This window comes from Mycobacterium mantenii, from assembly GCF_001667865.1.
GTDB lineage: Bacteria > Actinomycetota > Actinomycetes > Mycobacteriales > Mycobacteriaceae > Mycobacterium > Mycobacterium mantenii_A.
The window spans coordinates 24063-46713 of record NZ_LZJP01000079.1; the positions used below are offsets into that span (position 1 = coordinate 24063).

General features: G+C 68.0%; 25 protein-coding genes. 10 read left to right on the forward strand and 15 right to left on the reverse strand.

From position 1 onward, the window contains the following. Window position 1: 1 nt before the first annotated feature. Both A5688_RS12270 and A5688_RS12275 read right to left on the reverse strand, forming a co-directional pair. Entirely contained in the window at window positions 2-148 is a 147-nt protein-coding gene (locus tag A5688_RS12270) for a DUF1059 domain-containing protein (RefSeq protein ID WP_067835703.1), read from the reverse strand. Between the two features lie 28 nt (window positions 149-176). Continuing rightward, window positions 177-749 (reverse strand): HhH-GPD-type base excision DNA repair protein, encoded by a 573-nt coding sequence (locus A5688_RS12275; RefSeq protein WP_067835701.1) that lies wholly within the window; start codon window positions 747-749, stop codon window positions 177-179. An 87-nt stretch (window positions 750-836) separates the two neighbouring features. Between A5688_RS12275 and A5688_RS12280 the strand changes: the two genes are divergently transcribed. Next, window positions 837-1370: a nuclear transport factor 2 family protein gene (locus A5688_RS12280; protein ID WP_067835699.1), complete on the forward strand. Its 534-nt coding sequence runs from the start codon at window positions 837-839 to the stop codon at window positions 1368-1370. A 10-nt stretch (window positions 1371-1380) separates the two neighbouring features. On the opposite strand, the gene A5688_RS12285 is transcribed toward A5688_RS12280, so the two are convergent. Together A5688_RS12285 and A5688_RS12290 are read right to left on the reverse strand one after the other, a co-directional pair. After that, window positions 1381-1605 (reverse strand): DUF5302 domain-containing protein, encoded by a 225-nt coding sequence (locus tag A5688_RS12285; RefSeq protein ID WP_067908756.1) that lies wholly within the window; start codon window positions 1603-1605, stop codon window positions 1381-1383. A 51-nt stretch (window positions 1606-1656) separates the two neighbouring features. Beyond that, entirely contained in the window at window positions 1657-2100 is a 444-nt protein-coding gene (locus tag A5688_RS12290; RefSeq protein ID WP_067835695.1) for a PPOX class F420-dependent oxidoreductase, read from the reverse strand. A 64-nt stretch (window positions 2101-2164) separates the two neighbouring features. Here A5688_RS12290 and A5688_RS12295 point away from each other — a divergent pair, with 64 nt between their 5' ends. Next, window positions 2165-2686, forward strand: coding sequence for a DUF1697 domain-containing protein (locus A5688_RS12295; RefSeq protein ID WP_067835832.1), 522 nt, complete (start codon window positions 2165-2167; stop codon window positions 2684-2686). Window positions 2687-2735: 49 nt separating this feature from the next. Here the strand turns inward: A5688_RS12295 and A5688_RS12300 are convergent, their stop codons facing one another. Then, window positions 2736-3101, reverse strand: a complete 366-nt coding sequence (locus A5688_RS12300) for a GntR family transcriptional regulator (RefSeq protein WP_067835693.1) — start codon at window positions 3099-3101, stop codon at window positions 2736-2738. Window positions 3102-3138: 37 nt separating this feature from the next. Between A5688_RS12300 and A5688_RS12305 the strand changes: the two genes are divergently transcribed. Next, on the forward strand, window positions 3139-3852 hold the full coding sequence (locus A5688_RS12305) for an SIR2 family NAD-dependent protein deacylase (protein WP_067835691.1): 714 nt from the start codon (window positions 3139-3141) through the stop codon (window positions 3850-3852). Window positions 3853-3865: 13 nt separating this feature from the next. Here the strand turns inward: A5688_RS12305 and A5688_RS12310 are convergent, their stop codons facing one another. Together A5688_RS12310 and A5688_RS12315 are read right to left on the reverse strand one after the other, a co-directional pair. Further along, window positions 3866-4495: a class I SAM-dependent methyltransferase gene (locus tag A5688_RS12310; protein WP_067835689.1), complete on the reverse strand. Its 630-nt coding sequence runs from the start codon at window positions 4493-4495 to the stop codon at window positions 3866-3868. A 65-nt stretch (window positions 4496-4560) separates the two neighbouring features. Further along, on the reverse strand, window positions 4561-6912 hold the full coding sequence (locus A5688_RS12315; protein ID WP_067908759.1) for an MMPL family transporter: 2352 nt from the start codon (window positions 6910-6912) through the stop codon (window positions 4561-4563). A gap of 310 nt (window positions 6913-7222) precedes the next feature. Between A5688_RS12315 and A5688_RS28330 the strand changes: the two genes are divergently transcribed. After that, window positions 7223-7345: a hypothetical protein gene (locus A5688_RS28330; RefSeq protein WP_003878506.1), complete on the forward strand. Its 123-nt coding sequence runs from the start codon at window positions 7223-7225 to the stop codon at window positions 7343-7345. A 145-nt stretch (window positions 7346-7490) separates the two neighbouring features. Here A5688_RS28330 and A5688_RS12320 read toward each other — a convergent pair whose 3' ends face one another. Both A5688_RS12320 and A5688_RS12325 read right to left on the reverse strand, forming a co-directional pair. After that, the gene (locus tag A5688_RS12320) at window positions 7491-8255 is read right to left on the reverse strand and encodes a 3-hydroxyacyl-CoA dehydrogenase (RefSeq protein ID WP_067835687.1); all 765 of its coding nucleotides are present in this window, start codon (window positions 8253-8255) and stop codon (window positions 7491-7493) included. Window positions 8256-8303: 48 nt separating this feature from the next. Beyond that, entirely contained in the window at window positions 8304-9386 is a 1083-nt protein-coding gene (locus A5688_RS12325; RefSeq protein ID WP_067908811.1) for a CaiB/BaiF CoA transferase family protein, read from the reverse strand. Window positions 9387-9506: 120 nt separating this feature from the next. On the opposite strand from A5688_RS12325, the gene A5688_RS12330 reads away from it, so the two are divergent. Next, window positions 9507-10319, forward strand: coding sequence for an enoyl-CoA hydratase (locus tag A5688_RS12330; RefSeq protein WP_067908763.1), 813 nt, complete (start codon window positions 9507-9509; stop codon window positions 10317-10319). 89 nt (window positions 10320-10408) lie between these two features. Next, complete coding sequence (locus A5688_RS12335; protein ID WP_067908812.1) at window positions 10409-11749, forward strand: DUF2867 domain-containing protein; 1341 nt, start codon at window positions 10409-10411, stop codon at window positions 11747-11749. Between the two features lie 6 nt (window positions 11750-11755). On the opposite strand, the gene A5688_RS12340 is transcribed toward A5688_RS12335, so the two are convergent. Then, on the reverse strand, window positions 11756-12478 hold the full coding sequence (locus A5688_RS12340) for a CPBP family intramembrane glutamic endopeptidase (RefSeq protein WP_067908765.1): 723 nt from the start codon (window positions 12476-12478) through the stop codon (window positions 11756-11758). Then, window positions 12475-13623: an NAD(P)H-binding protein gene (locus A5688_RS12345; protein ID WP_067835682.1), complete on the reverse strand. Its 1149-nt coding sequence runs from the start codon at window positions 13621-13623 to the stop codon at window positions 12475-12477. The genes A5688_RS12340 and A5688_RS12345 overlap by 4 nt, the downstream gene beginning before the upstream one ends. 143 nt (window positions 13624-13766) lie before the next feature. Between A5688_RS12345 and A5688_RS12350 the strand changes: the two genes are divergently transcribed. Genes A5688_RS12350 through A5688_RS12360 form a run of 3 tightly spaced genes read left to right on the forward strand, consistent with a single transcriptional unit; the run spans window position 13767 to window position 16415 of the window. After that, the gene (locus A5688_RS12350; RefSeq protein ID WP_067908768.1) at window positions 13767-14828 is read left to right on the forward strand and encodes a type III polyketide synthase; all 1062 of its coding nucleotides are present in this window, start codon (window positions 13767-13769) and stop codon (window positions 14826-14828) included. Between the two features lie 20 nt (window positions 14829-14848). Then, window positions 14849-15349 (forward strand): isoprenylcysteine carboxyl methyltransferase family protein, encoded by a 501-nt coding sequence (locus A5688_RS12355; protein ID WP_067908771.1) that lies wholly within the window; start codon window positions 14849-14851, stop codon window positions 15347-15349. Window positions 15350-15401: 52 nt separating this feature from the next. Continuing rightward, entirely contained in the window at window positions 15402-16415 is a 1014-nt protein-coding gene (locus A5688_RS12360) for an NAD(P)/FAD-dependent oxidoreductase (RefSeq protein WP_067908774.1), read from the forward strand. Between the two features lie 16 nt (window positions 16416-16431). Here A5688_RS12360 and A5688_RS12365 read toward each other — a convergent pair whose 3' ends face one another. Continuing rightward, a complete protein-coding gene (locus A5688_RS12365) occupies window positions 16432-17223 on the reverse strand; it encodes a crotonase/enoyl-CoA hydratase family protein (protein ID WP_067908777.1) in 792 nt (263 codons plus the stop codon). Next, window positions 17220-18368, reverse strand: coding sequence for a thiolase family protein (locus A5688_RS12370; RefSeq protein WP_067835672.1), 1149 nt, complete (start codon window positions 18366-18368; stop codon window positions 17220-17222). Before A5688_RS12370 ends, A5688_RS12365 begins: the two co-directional genes overlap by 4 nt. A 178-nt stretch (window positions 18369-18546) precedes the next feature. On the opposite strand from A5688_RS12370, the gene A5688_RS12375 reads away from it, so the two are divergent. Continuing rightward, window positions 18547-19986 carry a WS/DGAT/MGAT family O-acyltransferase gene (locus A5688_RS12375; protein WP_067908781.1) on the forward strand — a complete coding sequence of 480 codons (1440 nt, stop codon included), beginning with the start codon at window positions 18547-18549 and terminating at the stop codon, window positions 19984-19986. Window positions 19987-20070: 84 nt separating this feature from the next. On the opposite strand, the gene A5688_RS12380 is transcribed toward A5688_RS12375, so the two are convergent. Both A5688_RS12380 and A5688_RS12385 read right to left on the reverse strand, forming a co-directional pair. Beyond that, window positions 20071-20862, reverse strand: coding sequence for a lysophospholipid acyltransferase family protein (locus A5688_RS12380; protein WP_082955026.1), 792 nt, complete (start codon window positions 20860-20862; stop codon window positions 20071-20073). Continuing rightward, a complete protein-coding gene (locus A5688_RS12385) occupies window positions 20859-22127 on the reverse strand; it encodes a cytochrome P450 (RefSeq protein WP_067908783.1) in 1269 nt (422 codons plus the stop codon). Before A5688_RS12385 ends, A5688_RS12380 begins: the two co-directional genes overlap by 4 nt. Between the last annotated feature and the right edge of the window lie 524 nt (window positions 22128-22651).

A 22651-nucleotide genomic window follows, 5' to 3' on the forward strand; every position in this document is an offset into this window, starting at 1 on the left:
GCTAGTACGCCATGAACAGGATGGCGTCGCGGTCGTACTCGAGGCCAGGATGGTCTTTGGCAAGGTGAGCCTGGGTCAGCTCGACCAGTTCGTCCTCGTCCTTGCCGACGATGGCTTCCCCACACGGACACGTTATGTGTGTCTTCACGTTGCCGCCCTTCCCTTCTGTGGACCCACTACTTCGCGGCTTTGGCTGCCGCCTTCATCTGCTTCTTGTAGGAACGCACCGCGCCCATCGATTGGGCGTCGACGATGTCGGCGACGGAGATGTGCGTGCCGGGCTTGCCGAATTGCCCGGCCGCCGCGCGCCAGCCTTTGACGTCGACGCCGTACTGCTTGCCCAGCAGCGCCAGGAAGATTTGCGCCTTGACGTCGCCGAAACCGGGCAGGCCCTTGATCCGCCGCAGCAACTCCGCGCCGTCGGGGTCGCCCGCGGTCCACAAGCCGGCGGCATCGCCGTCGTAACGATCCACGATGATCTGGGCCAGGGTCTGGATACGTTTGGCCATCGATCCCGGGAACCGGTGTATCGCAGGCTTTTCCGAGCACAGCGCGGCGAACTTGTCGGGGTCGTACTCGGCGATTTCATGAGCGCCGAAGCTGCCCATCCGGTCGGCGATCTTCTTCGGTCCCGCGAAGGCGGTTTCGAAGGGCACCTGCTGATCCAGCACCATGCCGATGACCAGGGCCAACGGATGCTCATCCAGCAGCGCGTCGGCCTCGGGATCTTGAGCGAGCCAAAGTTTCACCGTCAACGACCTTCCTTCCGCTGAACACCCTAAGACCGATGAGCCGTTGTTGGGAGACTACTCACCTATCCACCGAGTTATCGTGACGTGGTGCTGGATGAGGCCCGATTGGCGCTGATGCTGGACCGCGATGAACTGCATGCGCTCGTCACCTCCTATTGCCGGGCCGTCGACCGCGCCGATTATGAAGGCCTCCGCGACCTGTACCACCCCGACGCGACCGACTCGCACGGCTCGTTCTCGACGGGCGGCGTCGACCACTTCATCGGACAGTTACGGGCCGCGGAGCCGTATGTGCGTGTCTCCCAACACAACATCACCACCACGAACTTCGTGGTCGACGGCGACACGGCGCGCGGCGAGATCTACTGCCTGGTGTTCCACACCTTCGCCGGGCCCGAGCACGACGTCGACGTCATCATCGGCGGGCGCTACCTCGACACGTACGCCCGGCACGGCGGCCGCTGGAAGTTCAGTCAACGCACCATCGTGGCCGACTGGGCGTACCAGAACGACCCGTCGCAGGTGAACTTCGGGCACCCGAGCACCCGGGGAAGCCTGCGCGGCCAACCGGGCCAAGCCGACCCATCGATCGGCCTGTTCACCCCGCCCCGGGACTGAATCCGGTCAATCAGCCGCTCTTGCGGCGGAATTCGCGGCGGCTTCCCGCCGCGCCGTGCGCCCGCGCCTGCTTGCCGGTGCCGTCCTTGTGGTCGGACCCGCCCGAGGATTTCGCCATCTTGCGGTCCAGGGCTTCGCGGAATTTGCGCTTGGTGTCGTCGTCCGACCCGGAAGGCCCAGCAGCCCCCGAAGGCTCCGACGACTTGGCACCCTGCCGGGCATTCGATTCAGCCATACGGGGCAGCCTAGCCCTGGTTTGCCGAAACGGTCCGGAATGGCGGCGCGGCTACCGCATCCCCGGGGGCATGCCGTACAGATGCGAGATCGGCAGCGTCAGCAGCACCCGCCGGTCGGTGACCATGGCCTGCCGGTATTCGTCCCAGTCCGGGTGCTCACCGGCGATGTTGCGATACAACGCAATCAGCGCCTCCACGGTGTCGTCGTCGGGCGCGGCCGCCGGGGGGGTCAGCTCGGCGGTGCCCTCGGCGACGGCGTACGACCAACCGTCGTCGGCGTCGACCAGGATCGAGGCCCGCGGGTCGCGGCGCAGGTTGCGGGTCTTGGCGCGCGGCTCGGTGATCGACACCTGGATCGCCAAGCTGCGCGGGTCGAAGTGATAGCTCACGTTCGACAGCTGCGGCCGCCCATCGCGCTTGATGGTGGCCAGCACCCCGAGGGAATGCCCACTGATCAAGGCCAGCAGCTTGTCATCGAAGACTTGGCGTCCCATGCCGAAAGCCTACGTCCGACGGCCCGGGATCGTGGTTGTCCGGCCGACCTGGTGGAATCGGGGCATGACCAAATACGCGGCGTTTCTGCGTGGTGTCAACGTCGGGGGCGTCAACCTCAAAATGGCCGAGGTGGCGGCCGCGCTGACCGACGCGGGCTTCACCCAGGTACGGACCATCCTGGCCACCGGCAACGTGCTGCTGGAGTCGTCGGCCGGCGTGGCGACGGTGCGCAAGAAGGCCGAGGCCGCGTTGCGCGACCGGTTCGGTTACGACGCGTGGGTGCTGGCGTATGACATCGACACCGTGCGCGCCGTGGTCGATGCCTACCCGTTCGAGCGCGAGGTCGACGGCTATCAGTCCTACGTCACGTTCGTCGCCGACGCGGCCGTGCTGGACGAGTTGGCCGCGCTGGACAAGGACGCGGGTCCCGACGAGAAGATCCGCCGCGGTGACGGGGTGATCTATTGGCAGGTCCCCAAGGGCGGCACGCTGGACAGCAGCATCGGCAAGACGATGGGCAAGCCGCGGTACAAGTCGTCGACCACGACCCGCAACCTGCGCACCCTGGACAAGGTGCTGCGCTGAGCCGTCATCCTGCCAAACACTTTGTGCGCCAGAGGTTTTCGAACCAGCCTCAGTCGTCGGGCACGGCTTCGATATAGCGCGCGGCGTCGGCCTTGTCCAAGCCCAGTCCGCGCGCAACCCGGACGTACTCCCGTGCCGCGGCCGCCATGGCGGCGTCCGTCGGGTCATAGCGGGCGACGAAAGTGCCGAAGCGGCCCCGGGTTTCGATGATCGCGGAGGTCTCCAGCTCACGGTAGGCGCGTGCCACCGTGTTGACGGCGACGCCGAGCTGACCGGCCAGATCACGCACGGTGGGCAGGCGGGTGCCGGGCGGCAAGGCGCCCTGCCGGACGCCGTCGATGACCTGCGTCCTGAGCTGGTCGAACAACGGCTTTCCCGCCTTCATGTCGACCTTCAACCAGTCACCCAGCTCCACCCGTCCAGTATCCCCCACCCCCGGCTATCTTGGTGAGATGCGAGTAGCGGTGCTCAGCGGCGCGGGGATCTCCGCGGAGAGCGGTGTGCCGACCTTCCGCGACGACAAGAACGGATTGTGGGCCCGCTTCGATCCGTACGAGTTGTCCAGCACCCAGGGATGGCGCGACAACCCGCAGCGCGTCTGGGGCTGGTATCTGTGGCGCCATTATCTGGTCGCCGATGTCCAACCGAATGCGGGTCATCGCGCCATCGCGGCCTGGCAAGACGATGCCCAGGTCAGCGTCATCACCCAGAACGTCGACGATCTGCACGAGCGCGCGGGCAGCCGGTCGGTTCACCATCTGCACGGCAGCCTGTTCGAATTCCGTTGTGCGCGTTGCGGTACGCGCTATTCCGGCGCACTGCCCGCGATGTCCGAACCGGCGCTGGAGGTGGAGCCGCCGCTATGTCACTGCGGGGGCCTGATTCGACCCGACATCGTGTGGTTCGGCGAACAGCTGCCCGACGAACCGTGGCAACGCGCCGTCGAAGCGACCGAGGCCGCCGACGTGATGGTGGTGGTGGGCACCTCGGCGATCGTCTATCCGGCGGCCGGGCTGGCCGAGCTGGCGCTGTCCCGCGGCACCGCCGTCATCGAGGTCAATCCCGAAGTCACGCCGCTGTCCCGCAGCGCCACGATCAGCATGCGGCAGACGGCGAGCCAGGCCCTGCCCGGACTGCTACAGCGGCTACCGGCGCTGCTGAGCTGACCTGGCCGGCGGCTCAGGGCCTGCGCGCGCGACCGAGCAAGAGCTCGGACACCGGCATCGGCGCCCAGGCCGGCAAGGTGAATTCCCGCCGCGACGTGTCGACCTCGAAACCCGCCTCGACGATCGAGCGCTCGGTGTCGCGATGGGTGTGGCAGTTGCCGAACAGCCGCGGCCACACCGTCGCATCGGCGAAACGCTGAAGGCGGCCCCGAGCACCGGCGCTGGCGATGTGCTCGAGATAGCGAAGTTCCCCGCCCGGCCGCAGCAACGAGTACAGGCGCCGCAACACGGTGCCCGGGTCGCCCACCGAGCACAACACCAGCGAGCACACCACCGCGTCGAACGACTCCCCGCCGCCGAAAGCTTCGGCCGTCTCGCCGATCACGACGACCCGGACGGGCACCGCGTCCGCGGCGGCACGGGCCTGGGCCGCCAGCCGCGGCTCGGGTTCCGCCGCGATCACCTCGTCGACGGAGTCCGGGTAGTGGGGAAAGTTCGTGCCGATGCCCGCGCCGACTTCCAGCACCCGCCCGGACAGTCCGGCCAGGTTCTCCCGGCGAAGCGCCCGGATCGCCTCGGTTTCATGGGAGGCGACGACTGGCCAGACGCGCGCGAAGAAGGGGTTGTCGACCACCGTTGTCATGCGTATTGGAACCTTCCGACTCGAATGAGCCCCAGGATAGGGGCCCGGCGACAAGCTGGTCGGCGTTAACCGATTTTGGGCAGCACGGGCTCGCCGACCACCGGCTCGGGGAGCCCGACGGGCTCCGCAACCGGCTCGAGGTCGTGGACGGCTTCTTGCGCCGCCCCCTCGCTGATGCCGAATCGGTCGTGCAGCCACGCCAGCGGCTGGGGCGCCCACCAGTTCCACCGGCCCATCACGTGCATGAAGGCCGGCACGACCACCATCCGCACCAGGGTGGCGTCGGCGAACACGGCGAGCGTCAGGCCGAGGCCGAACATCCGCATGAACGAGACGTGGGCGGCGATCAGCGCGGCGAACGACATCGACATCACCAACGCGGCGGCGGTGATCACCCGGCCGGTGCGGGCGACGCCGAGCGCCACGCTCTCGTCGTTGGCGGCGTGGGCCTGCTTCGGGGTCGGCTGCGCCGGCCGGGCGGCGCCGGACGCCAGCCAGTACTCGCGGATCCTTGAGAGCAGGAAGACCTCGTAGTCCATGGACAGCCCGAAGGCGATGCAGAACAGCAGCACCGGCATGTTGGCCACCAGCGTCCCGCTGGGCGTTGTGCCCAACGCACCGAGGTGGCCGTCTTGGAAGATCCACACCAGCGCACCGAACGCCGCGGTCAACGAGAGGAAGTTGCAGGCGAGCGCCTTGGCCGGCAGCAGCACGCTGCCGGTGAGCAGGAACAGCAGCACGAAGGTGATCGCCGCCATCAACCCGAGGACCAGCGGCAGCCGGTCGGTCACGGCGTCGACGCTGTCGCGGTTGACCTGGGCCACCCCGCCCATCTCGACGGATCGGCCCGCGGGTCCGGGCACCTCGTGCAGCCGCTTGAGCTGGGTGTCGTTGGCTGTGGAGAACAGGGGCGCCGTGCTGCTGACGGTCAAAAAGGCGCTGCCGTCGTTCAATCCGGTGGCCCCGGCCGGCGGTCCCACCCGGTTGCCGTCCGCGAAGGTGCCGCCGGGCGCCGACACCGCCGACACGTCGGCAACGCGCGACAGATCGGCGGCGTACTTGTCGAGGTCCGCCGGCTTCAGGCGGGTGGCATCGGGGATGACGACGGGCACCGACGTCGCCGAGTCGTGCGCGAAGTCGTTGCGCAATCGGTCGCCCACCTGATGCGCCGACGCCGAACTCGGCAGCACCCGGTCGTCGGGAAAGCCCCACGTCACCCGCAGGAACGGATAGCCGAGCAGCAACAGCAGCGCGACGACGGTCAGGCCGATCGGTGCCCAACGGCGCATCACCAACTTGGTCGACCGGTACCAGAACAGCTGCTCGACGGGTTTGTGGGCGGGCTCCGGGCGCTTGAGCAACCGGCGCGCCAGCCGGCGCACATTCAGTGCGTCCAGCCGGGGCCCCAGCAGCACGATCGCGGCCGGGGTGATCACGATCGAGGCGATCGCGACGAAGGCGACGGTGGCCACGCCGGCGTAGGCGAAGGACTTGAGGAAGTACATGGGGAACGCCACCGTCGCCGACATCGACAATGCCACGGTGACCGCGGAGAAGATCACGGTGCAGCCGGAGGTGGCCATTGTCCGGATCAGCGCTTCGTCGCGGTCGTGGCCCTCGGCCAACTCGTCGCGATAGCGGCTGACGATCAGCAGGGTGTAGTCGATGGCCAGGGCCAGGCCCAGGGCGGTGCTCAGGTTGAGGGCGAAGATCGACACCTCAGTGGTGAAGGTGATGAGCCGCAACACCGTCATCGACCCGACGACCGCCAGGGCGCCCAGCGCCATCGGCAACGCCGCGGCCAGCAGGCCGCCGAACACCCAGATCAGCACCAGGAAGCTCAGCGGCAGCGCGATCATCTCCATCACCAGCAGGTCGGCCTGGTTCTGCGTATTGATCTGCGCGTACTGCATCGCCGCACCGCCGGCGCGGACGGTGACACCGTCACGGTCGTGGATGAACTTGTCGGCCAGGGTCTGCGCGTTGTTCTGGACGTAGTTTTCGCCGCCCTTGACGTTGACCACGATGAGGCCCGTCTTGCCGTCGCGGCTGACCATGTCGTCCGGCGACCCCGGCGCGGCGGAGACCGGTCGGGTCCACGCCGAGGAGACGTTGTAGACCAACGGCGACCGTTGCAGCTGGTCGACGAGGTCGGTGCCCACCTTGCGAGCCTGCGCGCTGCTGGTGCCCCCGGGCGCGGTCACCAGGATCAGCATCTGCTGGCCGCTCTGCCCGAACTTGTCGGTCAACACGCTGATGGCGCGCGCCGACTCCGAGTCGGGGTCCTGGAAACCGCCCGGCGACAGGCTCTTGGCGACGGGGATGCCGAAGACTGCGGCGGCGATGAAGACCAAAACACCTATCGCGATGATGCGGCGGGGCGCCCTGATGGCGATTCGGGCGATTCTTTGCAGCATTTCGAGCCCTTCCGCTGCCGGTGCCCCGTTGCGCAGGCCGCTGGAGTGTCCGCGACAACCTAACAAACGCTAATTTTCACGCGTCGAACAGTGTTCGCCTTAAGCACGCAGGCGAGCGCCCGGACCGTTCAATGCCGGTTTTTAAACCGCGCCGACGGTAAGAGTCCGGCCAGAAAAGTGTGGCCCAACTAAGCAGCTCAGGGCCTTAATCGCCACGCAGACCCCGGTCAACCTACTCGCCGGTAAATTGCCAAGATTTTCCGAATCGTGACTCAAAGATTCCTTAATGGTGGCCCATACGCTCAGTGTCATGTGGATCGACGACACAAGTGCCGACGTCATCAAAGTTGACTTCGAAGCCCTCTACCACGGCGACGTGCTGGTGGAAGGCGAAACCTCGGAGCAGTTCGACGAACTGCAAGCCGCGAGCTGAGGCGAACCATGAGCATGCTCGCACGGCTGTTAATGGCCGAACCCAACGTCAGTCGATGGTTCCGCAAGTAACCATTGATCCTGGTTATAACGAAAGCCCCCCGCCGATGCGGGGGGCTTTCGTTTTGCCCGGGGCGTGGTGCGGCTCAGCGGGGGGCCATGCGAATGGCCCCGTCGAGGCGGATGACCTCGCCGTTGAGCATCGGGTTCTCGATGATGTGGACGGCCAACGCGCCGTACTCGTCGGGGTCACCCAGCCGGGCCGGGTGCGGCACCTGCTTGCCCAGCGACGCCTGCGCCTCCTCGGGCAGCGATCCCAGCAGCGGGGTCTTGAACAGTCCCGGCGCGATGGTCATCACGCGGATGAGCTCGCGCGACAGGTCGCGCGCGATCGGCAGGGTCATGCCGACCACGCCGCCCTTCGACGCCGAATAGGCGGCCTGGCCGATCTGGCCCTCGAACGCGGCGACCGAGGCGGTGTTGATGATGACGCCACGCTCTGGGCTTGTTTCGGGACCGATGGCTTCCGTCTTGGCGATCCGCTCGGCCGCGAGGCGCAGCACGTTGAACGTGCCGATCAGGTTGACCCCGACCACCTTCTTGAACCCGTCCAGCGGGAACGGACCGTCTTTGGACAGCGTCTTGATGGCGTTGCCGATGCCGGCGCAGTTGACGTTGATCCGCAGCGTGCCCATCGACTCCGCGGCGTCCAGCGCCTTGCCGACGGCGGCCTCATCGGTGACGTCGGCCTCGACGAACCGCGCGCGGTCCCCCAGCTCGCGGACCGCTTCTTCGCCGCGAAGGTCGATGACGACGACCTGTGCACCGCGGTCGAGCAGCCGCTTGGTGGTGGCCAGGCCAAGGCCCGACGCTCCCCCGGTGACGACTGCGACGGCGTCTTTGATCTCCATCCGAGTCCTTCCTGATTCCCTGGCTTCCAGCCAATTGGTGGGTCGGGACTATGCCCATTCCTTGAGTACCGCTTCGGGGTCGGTCACCGGCGCCGCGGGGCGCGGTGTCTCCGGCGCGGTCCGGGAGAACCGCGGCGCCGGCAGCGGCTGCAGGCCGCCGTTGACTTCGTAGAAGGTGTTGCGCTCGGTGATGTGCGGCTCGGTCTGCACCTCGCCGAACGCCAGGATCGGCGTGACGCACGCGTCGGAGTCGGCGAACACCTTGGCCCAGTGGTCGCGGTCCTGGCTGCCGAACTTCTCGGTCAGCAGGGCCCGCAGTTCGGGCCAGCGGCTGACGTCGTTCTGGCCGGGCAGGTCGGCGCCGTCCAGGCCGAGCCCGGTCAGCATGGCTGCGTAGAACTGCGGCTCGATGGCGCCGACCGCCACATAGCGCCCGTCGGCGCACTCGTAGGTGTCGTAGTAGGGCGCGCCGCCGTCGAGCAGGTTGGTGCCGCGGGCGTCGGTCCACATGCCCGACGCACGCATCTGCCACATCATCTGGACCAGCACGCTCGAGCCGTCCACCATCGCGGCGTCGACGACCTGGCCCTTGCCGGAGGTCTGCCGCTCCCACAGCGCGGACAGGATGCCGAGTAGCAAAAACATCGAGCCGCCGCCGAAGTCGCCGACCAAATTCAGCGGCGGAACGGGCCGTTCGTTCACCCGGCCGATGGAGTGCAGGATCCCGTTCAGGGAGATGTAGTTGATGTCGTGCCCCGCCTGCTGGCTGCGCGGGCCGGTCTGACCCCAGCCGGTCATCCGGGCGTAGACCAGCCGGTCGTTGACCTTGGCGCAGTCCTCGGGGCCCAGGCCGAGCCGCTCGGTGACGCCGGGGCGGTAGCCCTCGATCAGCACGTCGGCTTTGGCGATCAGCTTGAGGACGAGGCCGCGTCCTTCCTCGGACTTCAGGTCGGCGGTCACCACCCGCCGGTTGCGCATCATGGCGTCCTTGGCGACGCCCCCGGGTCCCGATGAGGGGCGATCGATGCGCACCACGTCGGCGCCCAGATCCCCCAGGATCATCGCGGCGTGTGGGCCCGGGCCGATGCCGGCCAATTCGACAACACGCAGTCCCTGTAGCGGTCCAGCCACGATCCACCGACCTTTCGTCTGCTCTGACGCCGTTGACCGTTCGCAACCAAACAACCGGTCGTTCGACATCTTCGCAGCCGTGCCGGAAGGCCGCGCACCCCGGTCACTTATGGTGAGCCCATGCCTGGATCCGCGATCGCCACCCTCACCCCAGTCGCCGGCCTTGACGTCACGCTGTCCGACGGCGTGCTGTCGGTGACCATCAACCGGCCCGACAGCCTGAATTCGCTGACCATCCCGGTGATCACCGGCCTCGCGGACACGATGGAGTACGCGGCCACCGACCCCGAGGTCAAGGTGGTGCGGCTCGGCGGCGCCGGACGCGGCTTCAGCTCCGGTGCGGGCATCAGCGCCGACGACGTCTCCGGCGGCGGCGGTGTGCCGCCGGACGAGATCATCCTGGAGATCAACCGGCTGGTGCGGGCGATCACCACGCTGCCGCACCCGGTGGTCGCCGTGGTCCAGGGACCCGCGGCCGGCGTCGGCGTCTCCATCGCCCTGGCCTGTGACGTCGTATTGGCTTCGGAGAGCGCGTTTTTCATGCTCGCCTTCACCAAGATCGGGTTGATGCCCGACGGCGGCGCGTCGGCGTTGGTGGCGGCCGCGATCGGCCGGATCCGCGCCATGCAGATGGCGCTGCTTCCGGATCGGCTGACCGCCGCCGAGGCGTTGTCCTGGGGCCTGGTCACCGCGGTCTACCCGGCCGACGAGTTCGACGCCGAGGTGAACAAGGTGATCGCACGGTTGATGGGCGGCCCGGCGGTGGCCTTCGCCAAGACCAAGCTGGCGATCAACGCGGCCACGCTGACCGAGTTGGACGCGGCCCTGCAGCGTGAGTTCGACGGCCAGTCGGTGCTGCTGAAATCCCCCGACTTCGTCGAGGGCGCAACGGCCTTCCAGCAACGCCGCGCCGCCAACTTCACCGACCGCTGAGTCGTTGCGGCGATGGGCCGCAACGCTTAATCACCTCTCGATGCGGTAATCCTCCACCAGACCCAATGCTGACGAACGACGGAGGATCGATGCCCCAACCGGTGCGGTGCCTGGTGACCGGAGCGACAGGCTACATCGGCGGGCGCCTGGTGCCCCGACTGCTCGATGAGGGCCATCACGTTCGGGCGTTGGCGCGCAACCCCGACAAGCTGGCGCAGGTGCCGTGGCGGGAGCAGGCGGAAATCGCGCGCGGTGACCTCGGTGACGTCGATTCACTGATCGCCGCGTTCGACGGCATCGACGTCGTCTACTACCTAGTTCACTCGATGGGTAGCTCGAAGGATTTCGCCGCCGAGGAAACCCGCGCCGTGCGCAACGTCGTGACGGCCGCGCGCCGCGCCGGGGTGCGGCGGGTGGTGTATCTGAGCGGGCTGCATCCCGAAAACAGCGACCTCTCACCGCATCTCGCGTCGCGCAAAGCCGTCGGCGATGTCCTGATCGACTCCGCCATCGAAACGGTGGTGTTGCAGGCCGGGGTGGTCGTCGGCTCGGGGTCGGCGTCGTTCGAGATGATCCGGCACCTCACCGACCGGCTGCCGGTGATGACCACGCCGAAGTGGGTGCACAACAAGATCCAGCCGATCGCGGTGCGCGACGTGCTGTACTACCTGGCCGCGGCGGCCACGGCCCCGGTCCCGGAGTCGCGCACCTGGGATGTCGGTGGGCCCGACGTGTTGGAATACGGCGACATGATGCGGGTCTACGCCGACGTGGCGGGCCTGGGTAAGCGCTACCTCATCGTGCTGCCGTTTTTGACCCCGACCATCGCCAGCCTCTGGGTCGGAACGGTGACGCCGATTCCGCCAGGGTTGGCGCGGCCGCTGATCGAATCGCTGGAGTGCGACGCGGTGATGCGCAACCACGACATCGACAACGTCATTGCGCCGCCCCCAGGCGGTCTCATCGGGTACCGGCGGTCCGTCGAACTCGCGCTGGACCGCGCCGCGCGGGGCGTCCCCGAACCCACCTGGTCGTCGCTGCGGTCCGAACCGGCCGAGGCGCTGCCCACGGACCCGGACTGGGCGGGTGAGATCGTGTACACCGACGTGCGCACCGCCGCCACCACCGCCGAACCCGAGAGCGTGTGGAAGGCGGCCGAGGACGCGGTGAGCTCACGGGCGGCCGGCTGGAAGGTCGAGGAGCGCAGCGCGGGAACCCTGTTGCGGCTGCGCTCCACCAGGCGAGCGCCGGGCCGGGAGTGGCTCGAGATTGCGGTCACTCGCCAAGACGGTCGCGGCGCGCGCTATAGCCAGCGGTCCATCTTTCTGCCGAAGGGCATTCCGGGGCGGGTGTATTGGTTCTTCGCGCGGCCGGCCCACACCGCCGCAATGCGGGCGCTGGCCCGCGAGGTGGTGGGTTCGTCCGGATAGCCGGCGTCAGACGCCGAACATCGGGGGCAGCACGACGACCATGATCAGCCCCCACACCAAGTGGGTGAGCACCGGCGCCAGGACACCGCCGGTGGCCCGGCGCTCGATGGCGCACACCATCCCCAGGATGATCGCGGCGAAACCGAGCATCGGGTTGCCGCTGGCCAGCGTCGCGAACGTGTAGAGGACGGTCGAAATCAGGACCGGGTGATAGCGGCCCAGGGCGGTGTAGAGCGCGCCACGAAAGAACACTTCCTCGGCAACGCCGTTGACCAGCGTGATCGCCACGATCACCGGATACCAGCCGTGGTGGGCGTATTCCAGCACCCGGGTGATCAACTCCGCGACCGGCGTGATCTCCCGGGCGATCAGCCCGCCCGCCACGAAGACCGCGCCCAGCAGGAGGCCGATCGTCGTCCCGGTGATGACCGGCCTTTGGTTGCGGCCACGCCAGCAGATGCCGCCCAGATGCAGCGGGCCGGAGATGAAGCCGCCGGCGGTCCACACTCCCGCCAGCGCCAAGGTCAACCAGTAAAAGCTCGAATCCCCCGGATGGCGCCGCAACGAAAGCCCGAGTACCCCGGCACCGATGACCACCGTGATGGCCACAATGACCCGCCGGCGTCGCACGACGGCGGGCGACTCATGGTGGGGCACAGCGACATTGGTGAGCGCGCGCCACCACTCGGACAGCGCGCCCGTTTGGTACGGACTCGTCGACTCGCTCATGCGGGGTGCACCTTCGGGGTCAGGGCGATCAGGATGTCGAGGCCGGTGCGCACCGCTCCGGCCACCGGCCCGGGCACCCGGTTCACCAGCCCCAGCGTCGGCCGCACGACCGACGGGGTGACCCGCCGGGCGAGTCGGCGGATGCGCAGCGCATCGCCGCCGGCCCAGGTGGGGTCGGTGTTGGCGAGGTGATGCGGATCGGCCAGGGCGTTGACGGGCCGCGGCCGGCGATTGGACTGGCCGGCCAGTGCCAGGGCGATGGACTCGTCGATCCCGAGCAGGCCCCCGGGCGGGTCGGGAACCCTCTCGCGCAGGCCGGTGGCGGACGCCACCATCGGGTGGTCCAGCGATTCGACCAGATCGCCCGCCAATCCCTGGGGCACCGGCAGCGCGACGCCGGTGATCAGCGACGCCAGCGCGGTGTCGATCCTGCCGACCGGCAATCCGGTGTGCCAGCGGCCGGAGACGCGCGCATACGCCTTGAGCAGGTCCCGGTACGAGGTGGTGTCCGGCCCGGCGATGTCGTACGCCCCGGCGGGTACCAGGTCGCGGTCGCCCGCGGCGACCAGGTAGTGCAGCACATCGCGGATGGAGATCGGGTCGAGCGGGTTGTCCATCCAGCTCGGGATCGGGATCAGCGGGAAACGGTCCCCGACGTAGCGCAGCATCTCGAACGACGTCGAGCCCGCGCCGATGATGATCGCTGCGCCCAGCCACACCAGCTCGGGGCCATCCGGGATGGTGAGCGCATCGGCCACCTCGGCCCGGCTGGTCAGGTGCTCGGACAGGTCTTCGCTCGCGGGTACGAAGCCGCCCAGGTAGACGATGCGTTGCACCCCGGCGTCACGGGCCGCCGCGGCGACATTTGCCGCCGCGGTGTTGTCGGCGTCGCGAAAACCGGGCTGCCCGATCGCGTGCACCAGGTAATACACCACGTCAATGGGCCCGCAACTGGCGAACGCGGAGGCCAGCGACGCGGGGTCGGCGGCGTCCAATTTCACCGGCGTCACGTCGTCGAACCAGCCGAAACGCTTGAGGCGCGCCGGGTTTCGAGTCGCCGCCGCTACCTGGTGCCGGTCGGCCAGTAGCGCCGTGACCAGTCGTGATCCCACATAACCGGTGGCACCGGTGACCAGAGCCCGCATACCCCGACCCTAGCGGCCCGCGCGGGCCGCGGGCCGCGCACGTAACGCCATGGCGATTTCTGGCTCGAATTTCCGCCCTGGCGTTACGCCCGCGGCGCAAAGACGCTTTTGAACCGACGGCGCGGCGGCACCGTCACCCGTACATGGACCATGCGGGTAGCCGTGCATTCGCCGGCTCAACAGGGATCGCGGTGAAAAATCCGTCCATTGCCGGCGTCGCGGTGAAGTTTCCACCTAACCGCTATACCCACAGCGAAGCCATCCGCGCACTGACCGACGGCGCGCGCGGCGGCGGGGCCGAGTTCCGCAAGACCGCGCCGCGGCCGCCCCGCTACCGCGAGCTGAGCGGATTCACCGAGGCCGACGACGCCTATCTCGAGGTGGCGCTGGAATTGGCCGAGCGGGCGTTGGTGGCCGCGCTCGAGGAGGCCAGGGTCAAGCCGTCGGAGCTCGACATCGTGTTTTCGACGACGGTCGCCGGGCCCGCGCTCGAGGCGCGGCTGGCGACGCGCGTCGGGCTGCGGCCCGACGTCAAACGACTCCCGCTGTTCGGCCCGGGCTCGTTGGCCGGCGCGACGGGTGTGGCCCGGATGCACGACTATCTGCGGGTGTTCCCCGACCAAACGGCCGCGGTGCTCGCGGTGGAACGGTGTTCGTTGACCGTCCAGCGGCACGGCAACTCGGTCGCCAACTTCGTCGCCACCGGCCTTGTCGGGGACGGGGCGGCGGCGGTGATCACCGAGGGCGCCCACCGGGCTTCCCGGGAGCCCACCGGCCCCCGGGTGCTGGCGACGCGCAGCCGCAGCTATCCCGACACCGGAGAGGTCATGGGCTGGAAGATCGGTGGCGACGGCTTCCGAATCGTGGTCTCCGCCGACGTCGCCGCCATCGCCGAGAAATACCTGGGTGACGACGTCCGCGACTTCCTCGCCGACCACGGGCTGACCCCGGCCGATGTGACGACCTGGATATGCCATCCGGGCGGACCCCGGGCGATCGAGACCGTCGAGAGCGTCCTGAACCTTCCCCCGGATGCTCTCGACCTCACGCGAAACTCGTTGCGCACCAACGGCAATTTGTCGTCGGTCTCGGTGCTCGACGTGCTCGCCGCCAACATGGCCGACCCGCCGCCGCCGGGCGCGATCGGCCTGATGATCGCGATGGGCCCGGCATTCTGCTCCGAGCTGGTGCTGCTGGCCTGGTAGGGCTGGTAAAGACTGTAGCCATGTATTACCTGCTGGTGCTGGTGGTCGCACTCGAGCGCGTCGCGGAGCTGGTGGTGTCCACCCGCAACGCGCGCTGGTCGTTTGCCCAGGGCGCCAAGGAGTTTGGCCGATCGCATTATCCGGTGATGGTGGCCATTCACAGCGCGTTGCTGCTCGGCTGCCTCGTCGAACCGTGGGCGCTGCACCGGCCGTTCATCGCATGGCTGGGCTGGCCGATGCTGGCGGTGGTGGTGGCCAGCCAGGCGTTGCGCTGGTGGTGCATCACGACGCTGGGCCGGCGGTGGAACACCCGGGTGATCGTTCTGCCGCAGGCGCCGCTGGTGCGTCAGGGTCCCTACCGCTGGCTGCACCATCCGAACTATGTTGCAGTGGTGGCTGAGGGGGTGGCATTGCCGTTGGTGCACACGGCGTGGCTGACCGCGGCCGTCTTCACGCTGGCCAACGCCGCGTTGCTGCGGGTGCGTCTGCGGGTGGAGAACTCCGCGTTGGGTTACACGTGACCGACCGCGCTGGCGACGATGCAGAGCGAAGCGATGAGGAGGAGCGGCGCTCATGTCCTACGACGCGGATCTGTTGATCGTCGGTGGCGGCCCGGGCGGGCTGGCCACGGCGTTACACGCTCGACGCCTTGGCCTTTCGGTGATCGTGGCCGAGCCGCGGGACACCCCCATCGACAAGGCGTGTGGCGAGGGGTTGATGCCCGGTGGACTGGCCGAACTGACCTCGCTGGGCGTGGACCCGGTCGGCATGCCGTTTCAAGGCATCGCGTATGTGAGCGAACGACGACGGGCGCAGGCGCGCTTTCGCAACGGGCCGGGGCGCGGCGTGCGCCGCACGACGTTGCACGCGGCGCTGGCCGCGCGGGCCAAAGAGCAGGACACCGACTGGATCCGCACGCGGGTGACAACTGTGGCGCAGGACGCCCACGGCGTCTCGGCCGCCGGTGTGCGCGCGAAATGGTTGGTGGCGGCCGACGGACTGCATTCCCAGGTTCGGCGGGCGGTCGGGATCACGGCGAGAGCGGGGACACCGCGGCGCTACGGCGTGCGTTGGCACTATCGGGTGCCGGCCTGGTCGGAATTCGTCGAGGTGCATTGGTCGCGCTGGGCTGAGGCATACGTGACGCCGGTCGAGCCCGATCTGGTCGGGGTGGCGATCCTGTCGGGCGGCCGGCCCGACCTGGCCTGGTTCCCGCGGCTGGCCCGCCGGCTGCACGGCGCAAGCCCCGGACAACCCCGCGGCTGCGGCCCCTTGCGCCAGGTGGTCTCCCGCCGGGTCGCGGGGCGCGTGCTGCTGGTCGGGGACGCGGCCGGTTACGAGGACGCGCTCACCGGTGAGGGCATCAGCCTGGCGCTCAAGCAGGCCGCCGCGGCGGTCGATGCGATCGTCAACGAGACGCCGGCGTCCTACGAGAAGGCGTGGCACCGCATCACCCGCAATTACCGGCTGCTCACCCGCGGGCTGGTGCTCGCCAGCAAGCCGCAGGCGGTGCGGCGCGCGGTCGTGCCGACGTGCATGCTGCTCCCCGCGGTGTTCGACCGGGGCGTCAACATCCTGGCGGGCTAGTCCCGATGGTGGCGGGTTATCGCGCCTTCCAGACCGGCTCTCGTTTCTCGGCGAACGCCAGCGGTCCCTCTTTGGCGTCTTCGGACCTGATCAGGGTCTTCATCTCGCGCATGGTGCGCTCCCAGCCCGGTTCGTCACCGACGACGACGCCGTCGTCGACACCGTAGGCGACCCGCTTGCTGGCCTGCACCGACAGCGGGGCGTTGACGGTGATCCGCTCGGCCAGCGCCAGTGCGGCGTCCAGCACCGAGCCCTGCGCGACGACGTCGTTGATCAGACCCCATTCGCAGGCGGCGGCCGCGGTCAGCGGTTCGCCGGTCAACAGCAGCTGCATCGCCACCTTGCGGGGCAGTTGCTCGGCGATGCGGAACACGCCGCCGGCGGCGGCGATCAGCCCGCGTTTGACTTCGGGGAGGCCGAACTGGGCTCGTTCGTCGGCTACCACCAGGTCGCTGGCCAGCGCCAGCTCGGTGCCCCCGCCGAACGCGGTCCCGTTGACGGCCGCGATGGTGGGCTTGTCGATGAAGTGGTGGACGTACCCGGCGAAGCCCCATTCGGGGTGGTCGGGGTGATAGATATTCTCCCGCCGCGCGATCGCCTTGAGGTCGGCTCCGGCGCAGAACGACTTGTCGCCCGCGCCGGTGACCACCACCGCCCGCACCTCGGGGTCGTGCTGCGCCTCTTCGAGGGCATCCCCGAGTCCGATGCTGACGGCGGCGTTCACCGCGTTGCGGGCTTCCGGCCGGTTGATGGTTATCACCATCACGTTGCCCCGGCGCTCGGCCAGGGCCCCCGGCGCTTCCGTCACAACAGTTCCACGATGGTGGCGTTGGCCTGGCCGCCGCCCTCACACATGGTCTGCAGGCCGTACTGAATTCCCTTGTCCCGCATGTGGTACAGCAGGGTGGTCATGATCCGGGCACCGGATCCGCCGAGCGGGTGGCCCAGCGCGATGGCGCCACCGTTGGGGTTGAGCTTCGTCTCGTCGGCACCGATGTCCTTGAGCCAGGCCAGCGGAACCGGCGCGAAGGCCTCGTTGACCTCGTAGGCGCCGATGTCGCCGATGGACAGGCCGGAGCGCTTCAGCACCTTCTGCGTCGCCGGGATGGGCGCGGTCAGCATGATCACCGGGTCGGCCCCGGCCAGCGTCGCGGTGTGCACCTTGGCGATCGGCTTGAGCCCCAGCTCCTTGGCCTTCTCGGCGGACATGAACAGGATCGCCGCCGAGCCGTCGGAGATCTGCGACGAGTTGCCGGCGTGAATCACGCCGTCTTCCCTGAACGCCGGCTTCAGCGAGGCCATCTTCTCCATCGGCGTGCCGCGGCGGATGCCTTCGTCCTTGAGCACCACGTTGCCGTCCTGATCCTTGATGCCCACGATCTGGTCATCGAAGGCGCCGGAATCCTGTGCCGCAGCGGCCTTTTCGTGCGAGTCGAGGGAGAACTGGTCGAGCGTGGTGCGGTCCAGCCCCCACTGCTGCGCGATCATCTCGGCGCCGATGCCCTGGTTGGGGATCTGGCCTTCGTAGCGGTCCAGGAAGGCCTGGGGGTACGGGCGCCCGCCGTTGGCCAGCGATGCGCCCATCGGTGTCCGCGACATGGACTCGACTCCCCCGGCGACGACGACGTCGTAGTGCCCGGCGATGACGCCGGCGGCCGCGAAGTGGATGGACTGCTGGCTCGAGCCGCACTGGCGGTCCACGGTCACGCCCGGGACGGTTTCGGGCCAGCCGGCGGTCAGCAGTGCGGTGCGGCCGATGTCGAGGGCCTGCTCGCCGGCCTGCATGACGCAGCCCCAGATGACGTCGTCGACCAGGCCCGGGTCGACGCCCGCCTTATCGACCAGGCCGTTGAGCACCTGCGCGGACAGATCCGCGGGATGCACCCCGGACAATCCGCCGTTGCGCTTGCCGATCGGTGAACGCACTGCCTCGACGATGACGGCTTCAGCCATGGTCTTGTCTCCTTTGACACGTGGACTTCGAAACGAGTGGAGTCTTGCGTCGATTGTCAACCAAGGGGTTGGGCGGGCCGAGCCCGGGGTGGTTCTGGGCCCGACCGCCGGCGTTCAGCACCGCCGACGAACCAGAATTTTGTTCTCCTCGCTCGCGACGCAGGGCAATAATGGTCGAGTGAAGCGGCTCAACGGTATGGACGCGATGCTGTTGTACAGCGAGACGCCGAACCTGCACACGCACACCTTGAAGGTGGCAATCGTCGACACGGCCGACTTCGACGGCGAGCTTGACTTCGACCTTTTTCGGCACACGCTACGCCGGCGGCTGCATCGGCTGGATCCGTTGCGCTACAAGCTGATCGACATCCCATGGCAATTGCATCATCCGATGTGGCTACAGAACTGCGAAGTTGACCTCGACTACCATCTGCGGCGTGTTCAGGTGCCCGCTCCGGGCGGGCGCCGAGAGCTCGACGAAGTGATCGGGCAGATTGCCAGCATTCCGCTGGATCGCGACCGTCCTTTGTGGGAATTCCACTTCGCCGAAGGCTTGGCCGATCACAAAGTCGCGATCATCGGCAAGGTGCACCACGCCTTGGCCGACGGCGTCGCCTCGGCGAACCTGCTGGCCAGGGTCATGGACTTGACCGGCCCACTGCAGGATGACCGCGACAATGACACGACGTGCGCTCCGCCCTCGACGGCGCAGCTGCTGCGCGCTGCCGCCGCGGATCACGCCCGGCAGGCCGTCGCGCTGCCCGGGGTGATAGCCGAGGCGCTCGCCGGTGCGCGACGGCTGCGGCGGCGCGCCCGCCAGCGCGGCAGGCAGCCGGATCTTGCCCGGATGCTGCACGCACCGCCGACATTCATCAACCACATGGTCTCTCCGGCAAGGACTTTCGCCACCGCGACGCTGTCGCTGGATCAGGTCAAACAGACCGGTAAGCAGCTGCAGATCACCATCAACGACATGGTGATGGCGATCGCCGCGGGCGCATTGCGCGAACTGCTGTTGCGCTACGACGGCAGCGCCGACCAGCCCCTGGTCGCTTCGGTCCCGGCCACCACGGACCGGTCGCCAGACCGGATCAGCGGCAACGAGCTCGGTGGCATGGCGGTGTCGCTGCCGACGCACATCGGCGATCCGCTGCAGCGGGTGCGGCTGACGTCAAAGAGCACCGCGATCGCCAAAGAGAACAACGAGCTGTTCGGCCCCGAGCTGTACGGCAAATTGATCAGCTACCTGCCGGGCGCCGCATCCCCCCTGGCGTTCAGCTGGCTCGCCCGGCGGAACACCAGAAACAGGCTGTTCAACATCCCGATTTCCAACGTGATGGGGCCGCGTGAGCGTGGCCGTTTCGCCGGCGCCCCGGTCAGCGAAATCTATTCGGCCGGCCCGCTGATCACCGCTTGTGGCATCAACATCACCGTGTGGAGCTACGTCGATCAGCTCAACATATCGGTGATCGCCGACGACCGCACCCTCGGCGACACCCACGAACTCACCGATGCCATGGTCAGCGCATTCCGCGAAATCCACACGGCGGCAGGCTTTCCCGATGACGTCGCCACGGTGCGGAGCGCGATGCCGCCCGCCGTGGCACTCCCCCGATGACATGCACGCCGGCGACGAAAGCGCTAGCGCGGGTGATATCGCTTTCCGAACTCGTCTAGTTACCAGGGTTCGGCCGAATTGGCCCTAGCCCAGAACCGGAAACCGCCGCTCGCGAGCCAGGCCGTCCAGCGCGGTCTGCATCACCGCGCGGATGTGTGCGTCGACGTCGGCGGCGCCGGGCGTGTCGCCGAATTGGGCGGGCACATCGATCGGTTCCAGGACTTCGCTGACGATCTTGGTCGGCAACGGCAGGTTGGGCGGCATGATCATGCTGAGCCCGAACGGAAAGCCCACGGTGATCGGCAGGATGTCGGACCGCCACCGGGACAGGCCCAGGCGCTTCGCCAGCCAGGTGCCGCGGGTGAGGAACAGCTGGCTTTCCTGTCCACCGATGGAGACGACAGGCACGATCGGCACACGCGCCTCGATCGCCGACCTGATGTATCCGGTCCGGCCGTTGAAGTCAATGACGTTCTCCGCCAACGTCGGTCGGTAGGCGTCGTAAATCCCGCCGGGAAACACCAGCACCACGCCACCGGACCGCAACGCCCGCGCGGTGTTCTTCGAGGTGGCGCGAATGACCCCGAGGCGGCCCAGCCATCCCGACATCGGCCCGACGAACATCCCGTCGTGCCCGAGCGTGTACAGCGGACGCTCGTAGCCGAACCGGCGGTAGAAGGCCGCGGCGAAGATCAGCACGTCGGGCGTGAGCATGCCGCCCGAGTGGTTGCCGACCGCCAGCGCACCGCCGTTGGGCGGCAATGCCTCGAGGCCCCGCACTTCGAAGCGAAACCAGCGCCGTGCCAGTGGTTCCGCCGCGCTCACGAACCGCTCGGTGAACCCCGGGTCCCACGCGCCGATGTCGCCCGCGCTCACGACACCGGGGTGAATTCGAGGTGCAGCTCGGACAGACCCCGCATCTGCCAGGTCGGGTCGTAGGTGTAGCGGCGCGCGTCCGCCGGCCCGTGCTCGGCCTCCGTGATGGCGATGTCGGCCATCCGGTCGAGTATGCGGTTCAGCGAGATCCGCCCCTCCGCGCGGGCCAACGGTGCGCCCGGGCAGGAGTGATTGCCGCGGCCGAACGCGACATGCTCGCGCACGTTCGGCCGGTCGATGCGAAACTCGTCGGGCCGCTCGAACTTTCGTGCGTCCCGGTTGCTTGCACCGGGCAGCAGCATCACCGTGCTTCCCGCCGGGATCTCGGTGTCACCGATCGAGGTCGTCGTGCGCGCCATCCGGAAGTGGCACTTGACCGGGCTTTCCATGCGCAGCGTCTCTTCGACGAAATTCGGTATCCGGCTGCGGTCTTCCCGGAGCAGCTTCTGCAGCTCCGGATTCTCGGCGAGCGTGCGGACCCCGAAGCTGAGCAGCTTGGTGGTGGTTTCCTGGCCGGCCGCGAACAGGAATGTCGCCAGCCGGACCACGTCGGTGACTTCGGGAGTCGAGCCGTCGGGATACTTGGCCTGGGCCAGCTCGGTCAACACGTCTTCGCGTGGCTGTCGGCGGCGCTCGGTGATGTGGGTGGTGAACTTTTCGTCGAGGTATTCCAGCGGATTGTGGGCGCGCGTCATCGAGTCGTCCTCGACCCCACCGGAGAACTTGCCCGAGAACACATCCCGGAATTCTTCGTGATCCTCGATGGGAACGCCCAGCAGGTCGGCGATCACCAGTCCGGAAAACGGCCGCGCGTATTCGTCGAGGAATTCACAACTCCCGCGGGATCCGAACTCGTCGAGCTGCTGATCGGCGAGTCGCCACATGAAGTCTTCGTTTTCCTTGAGCCGCTTGGGTGTTAGCAGGCGACTGAGCAGGCCCCGCGTCCGGGCATGCTCCGGCGGGTCTTGAGTCACGATGTGTTCGCTCATCGGGATCTGCGAGCGATGCTGTTCGATCAGGCTGCCGATGTCGTCACCCTCGGGCTCGAACGGCAACCCCGAGAACGGGCCGGCGACCGAGACGCACGACGAGAACGCCGGATCTTTGTAGACGGCGAGCGCTTCGGAGTGTCCCGTCACCGCCGTGACACCCTGGTCGGGTCGCGGCAGCACCGGGCAACGCGCGCGCAGATGGTCGAAGTAGGGGTACGGGTCCGGGATCAGGGACACGTCAGTGAAGAAATCAACCGATTCGAATTCGCTCAACAGGACTCCTAGGCATCCAGGTAACCGCCCCCACCACGTCAACCCGGGCGACGCAACCTCTCCTGCCAATCTAGAGCTGAACAAATATTAGGTCAAGCCGAGCGGCCGCGGGGCGGCGGCACGACTGCCGGCCGCACCCCGGACCCATCGCGCCACCGGCGCGTTCGACGCCAGTTCTTCGGCGGTGCGTACAGCGTCGGTCACCGGCAGTTCATTTCACCTGGGGCCAGGGCGCACATCGTGCCCGGATGTGAGCACTCCGCAGCCGGGCCCGGTTGGTGGCCGGCGTCAGACGGCAAGTGGTATCCCCAGCGATGGGAAAGCACATTCATCTCGCACACCCACGAGTCGTTGCAAACGGTCCTGGAAGAGGCGAACCGCCTGACGGGCAGCTACGGCGAGCAGGGCTGGGAGATCGTGGGATCCTCGGTGCAACGCACCCAAGTCGCCCATCGCTTCAAGGAATACGACCGGGGCGGTGCCACTATTTCGAGTGGAGCATCGTCTGCACACTCAAACGGCCG

Excerpts from the sequence above, each read along its gene's own strand:
- A5688_RS12285 (WP_067908756.1), bottom strand. The coding sequence starts at position 1,605 with ATGGCTGAATCGAATGCCCGGCAGGGTGCCAAGTCGTCGGAGCCTTCG.
- A5688_RS12290 (WP_067835695.1), bottom strand. The coding sequence starts at position 2,100 with ATGGGACGCCAAGTCTTCGATGACAAGCTGCTGGCCTTGATCAGTGGG.
- A5688_RS12295 (WP_067835832.1), top strand. The coding sequence starts at position 2,165 with ATGACCAAATACGCGGCGTTTCTGCGTGGTGTCAACGTCGGGGGCGTC.
- A5688_RS12305 (WP_067835691.1), top strand. The coding sequence starts at position 3,139 with ATGCGAGTAGCGGTGCTCAGCGGCGCGGGGATCTCCGCGGAGAGCGGT.
- A5688_RS12310 (WP_067835689.1), bottom strand. The coding sequence starts at position 4,495 with ATGACAACGGTGGTCGACAACCCCTTCTTCGCGCGCGTCTGGCCAGTC.
- A5688_RS12315 (WP_067908759.1), bottom strand. The coding sequence starts at position 6,912 with ATGCTGCAAAGAATCGCCCGAATCGCCATCAGGGCGCCCCGCCGCATC.
- A5688_RS28330 (WP_003878506.1), top strand. The coding sequence starts at position 7,223 with ATGTGGATCGACGACACAAGTGCCGACGTCATCAAAGTTGACTTCGAA.
- A5688_RS12320 (WP_067835687.1), bottom strand. The coding sequence starts at position 8,255 with ATGGAGATCAAAGACGCCGTCGCAGTCGTCACCGGGGGAGCGTCGGGC.
- A5688_RS12330 (WP_067908763.1), top strand. The coding sequence starts at position 9,507 with ATGCCTGGATCCGCGATCGCCACCCTCACCCCAGTCGCCGGCCTTGAC.
- A5688_RS12335 (WP_067908812.1), top strand. The coding sequence starts at position 10,409 with ATGCCCCAACCGGTGCGGTGCCTGGTGACCGGAGCGACAGGCTACATC.
- A5688_RS12340 (WP_067908765.1), bottom strand. The coding sequence starts at position 12,478 with ATGAGCGAGTCGACGAGTCCGTACCAAACGGGCGCGCTGTCCGAGTGG.
- A5688_RS12345 (WP_067835682.1), bottom strand. The coding sequence starts at position 13,623 with ATGCGGGCTCTGGTCACCGGTGCCACCGGTTATGTGGGATCACGACTG.
- A5688_RS12350 (WP_067908768.1), top strand. The coding sequence starts at position 13,767 with ATGGACCATGCGGGTAGCCGTGCATTCGCCGGCTCAACAGGGATCGCG.
- A5688_RS12355 (WP_067908771.1), top strand. The coding sequence starts at position 14,849 with ATGTATTACCTGCTGGTGCTGGTGGTCGCACTCGAGCGCGTCGCGGAG.
- A5688_RS12360 (WP_067908774.1), top strand. The coding sequence starts at position 15,402 with ATGTCCTACGACGCGGATCTGTTGATCGTCGGTGGCGGCCCGGGCGGG.
- A5688_RS12370 (WP_067835672.1), bottom strand. The coding sequence starts at position 18,368 with ATGGCTGAAGCCGTCATCGTCGAGGCAGTGCGTTCACCGATCGGCAAG.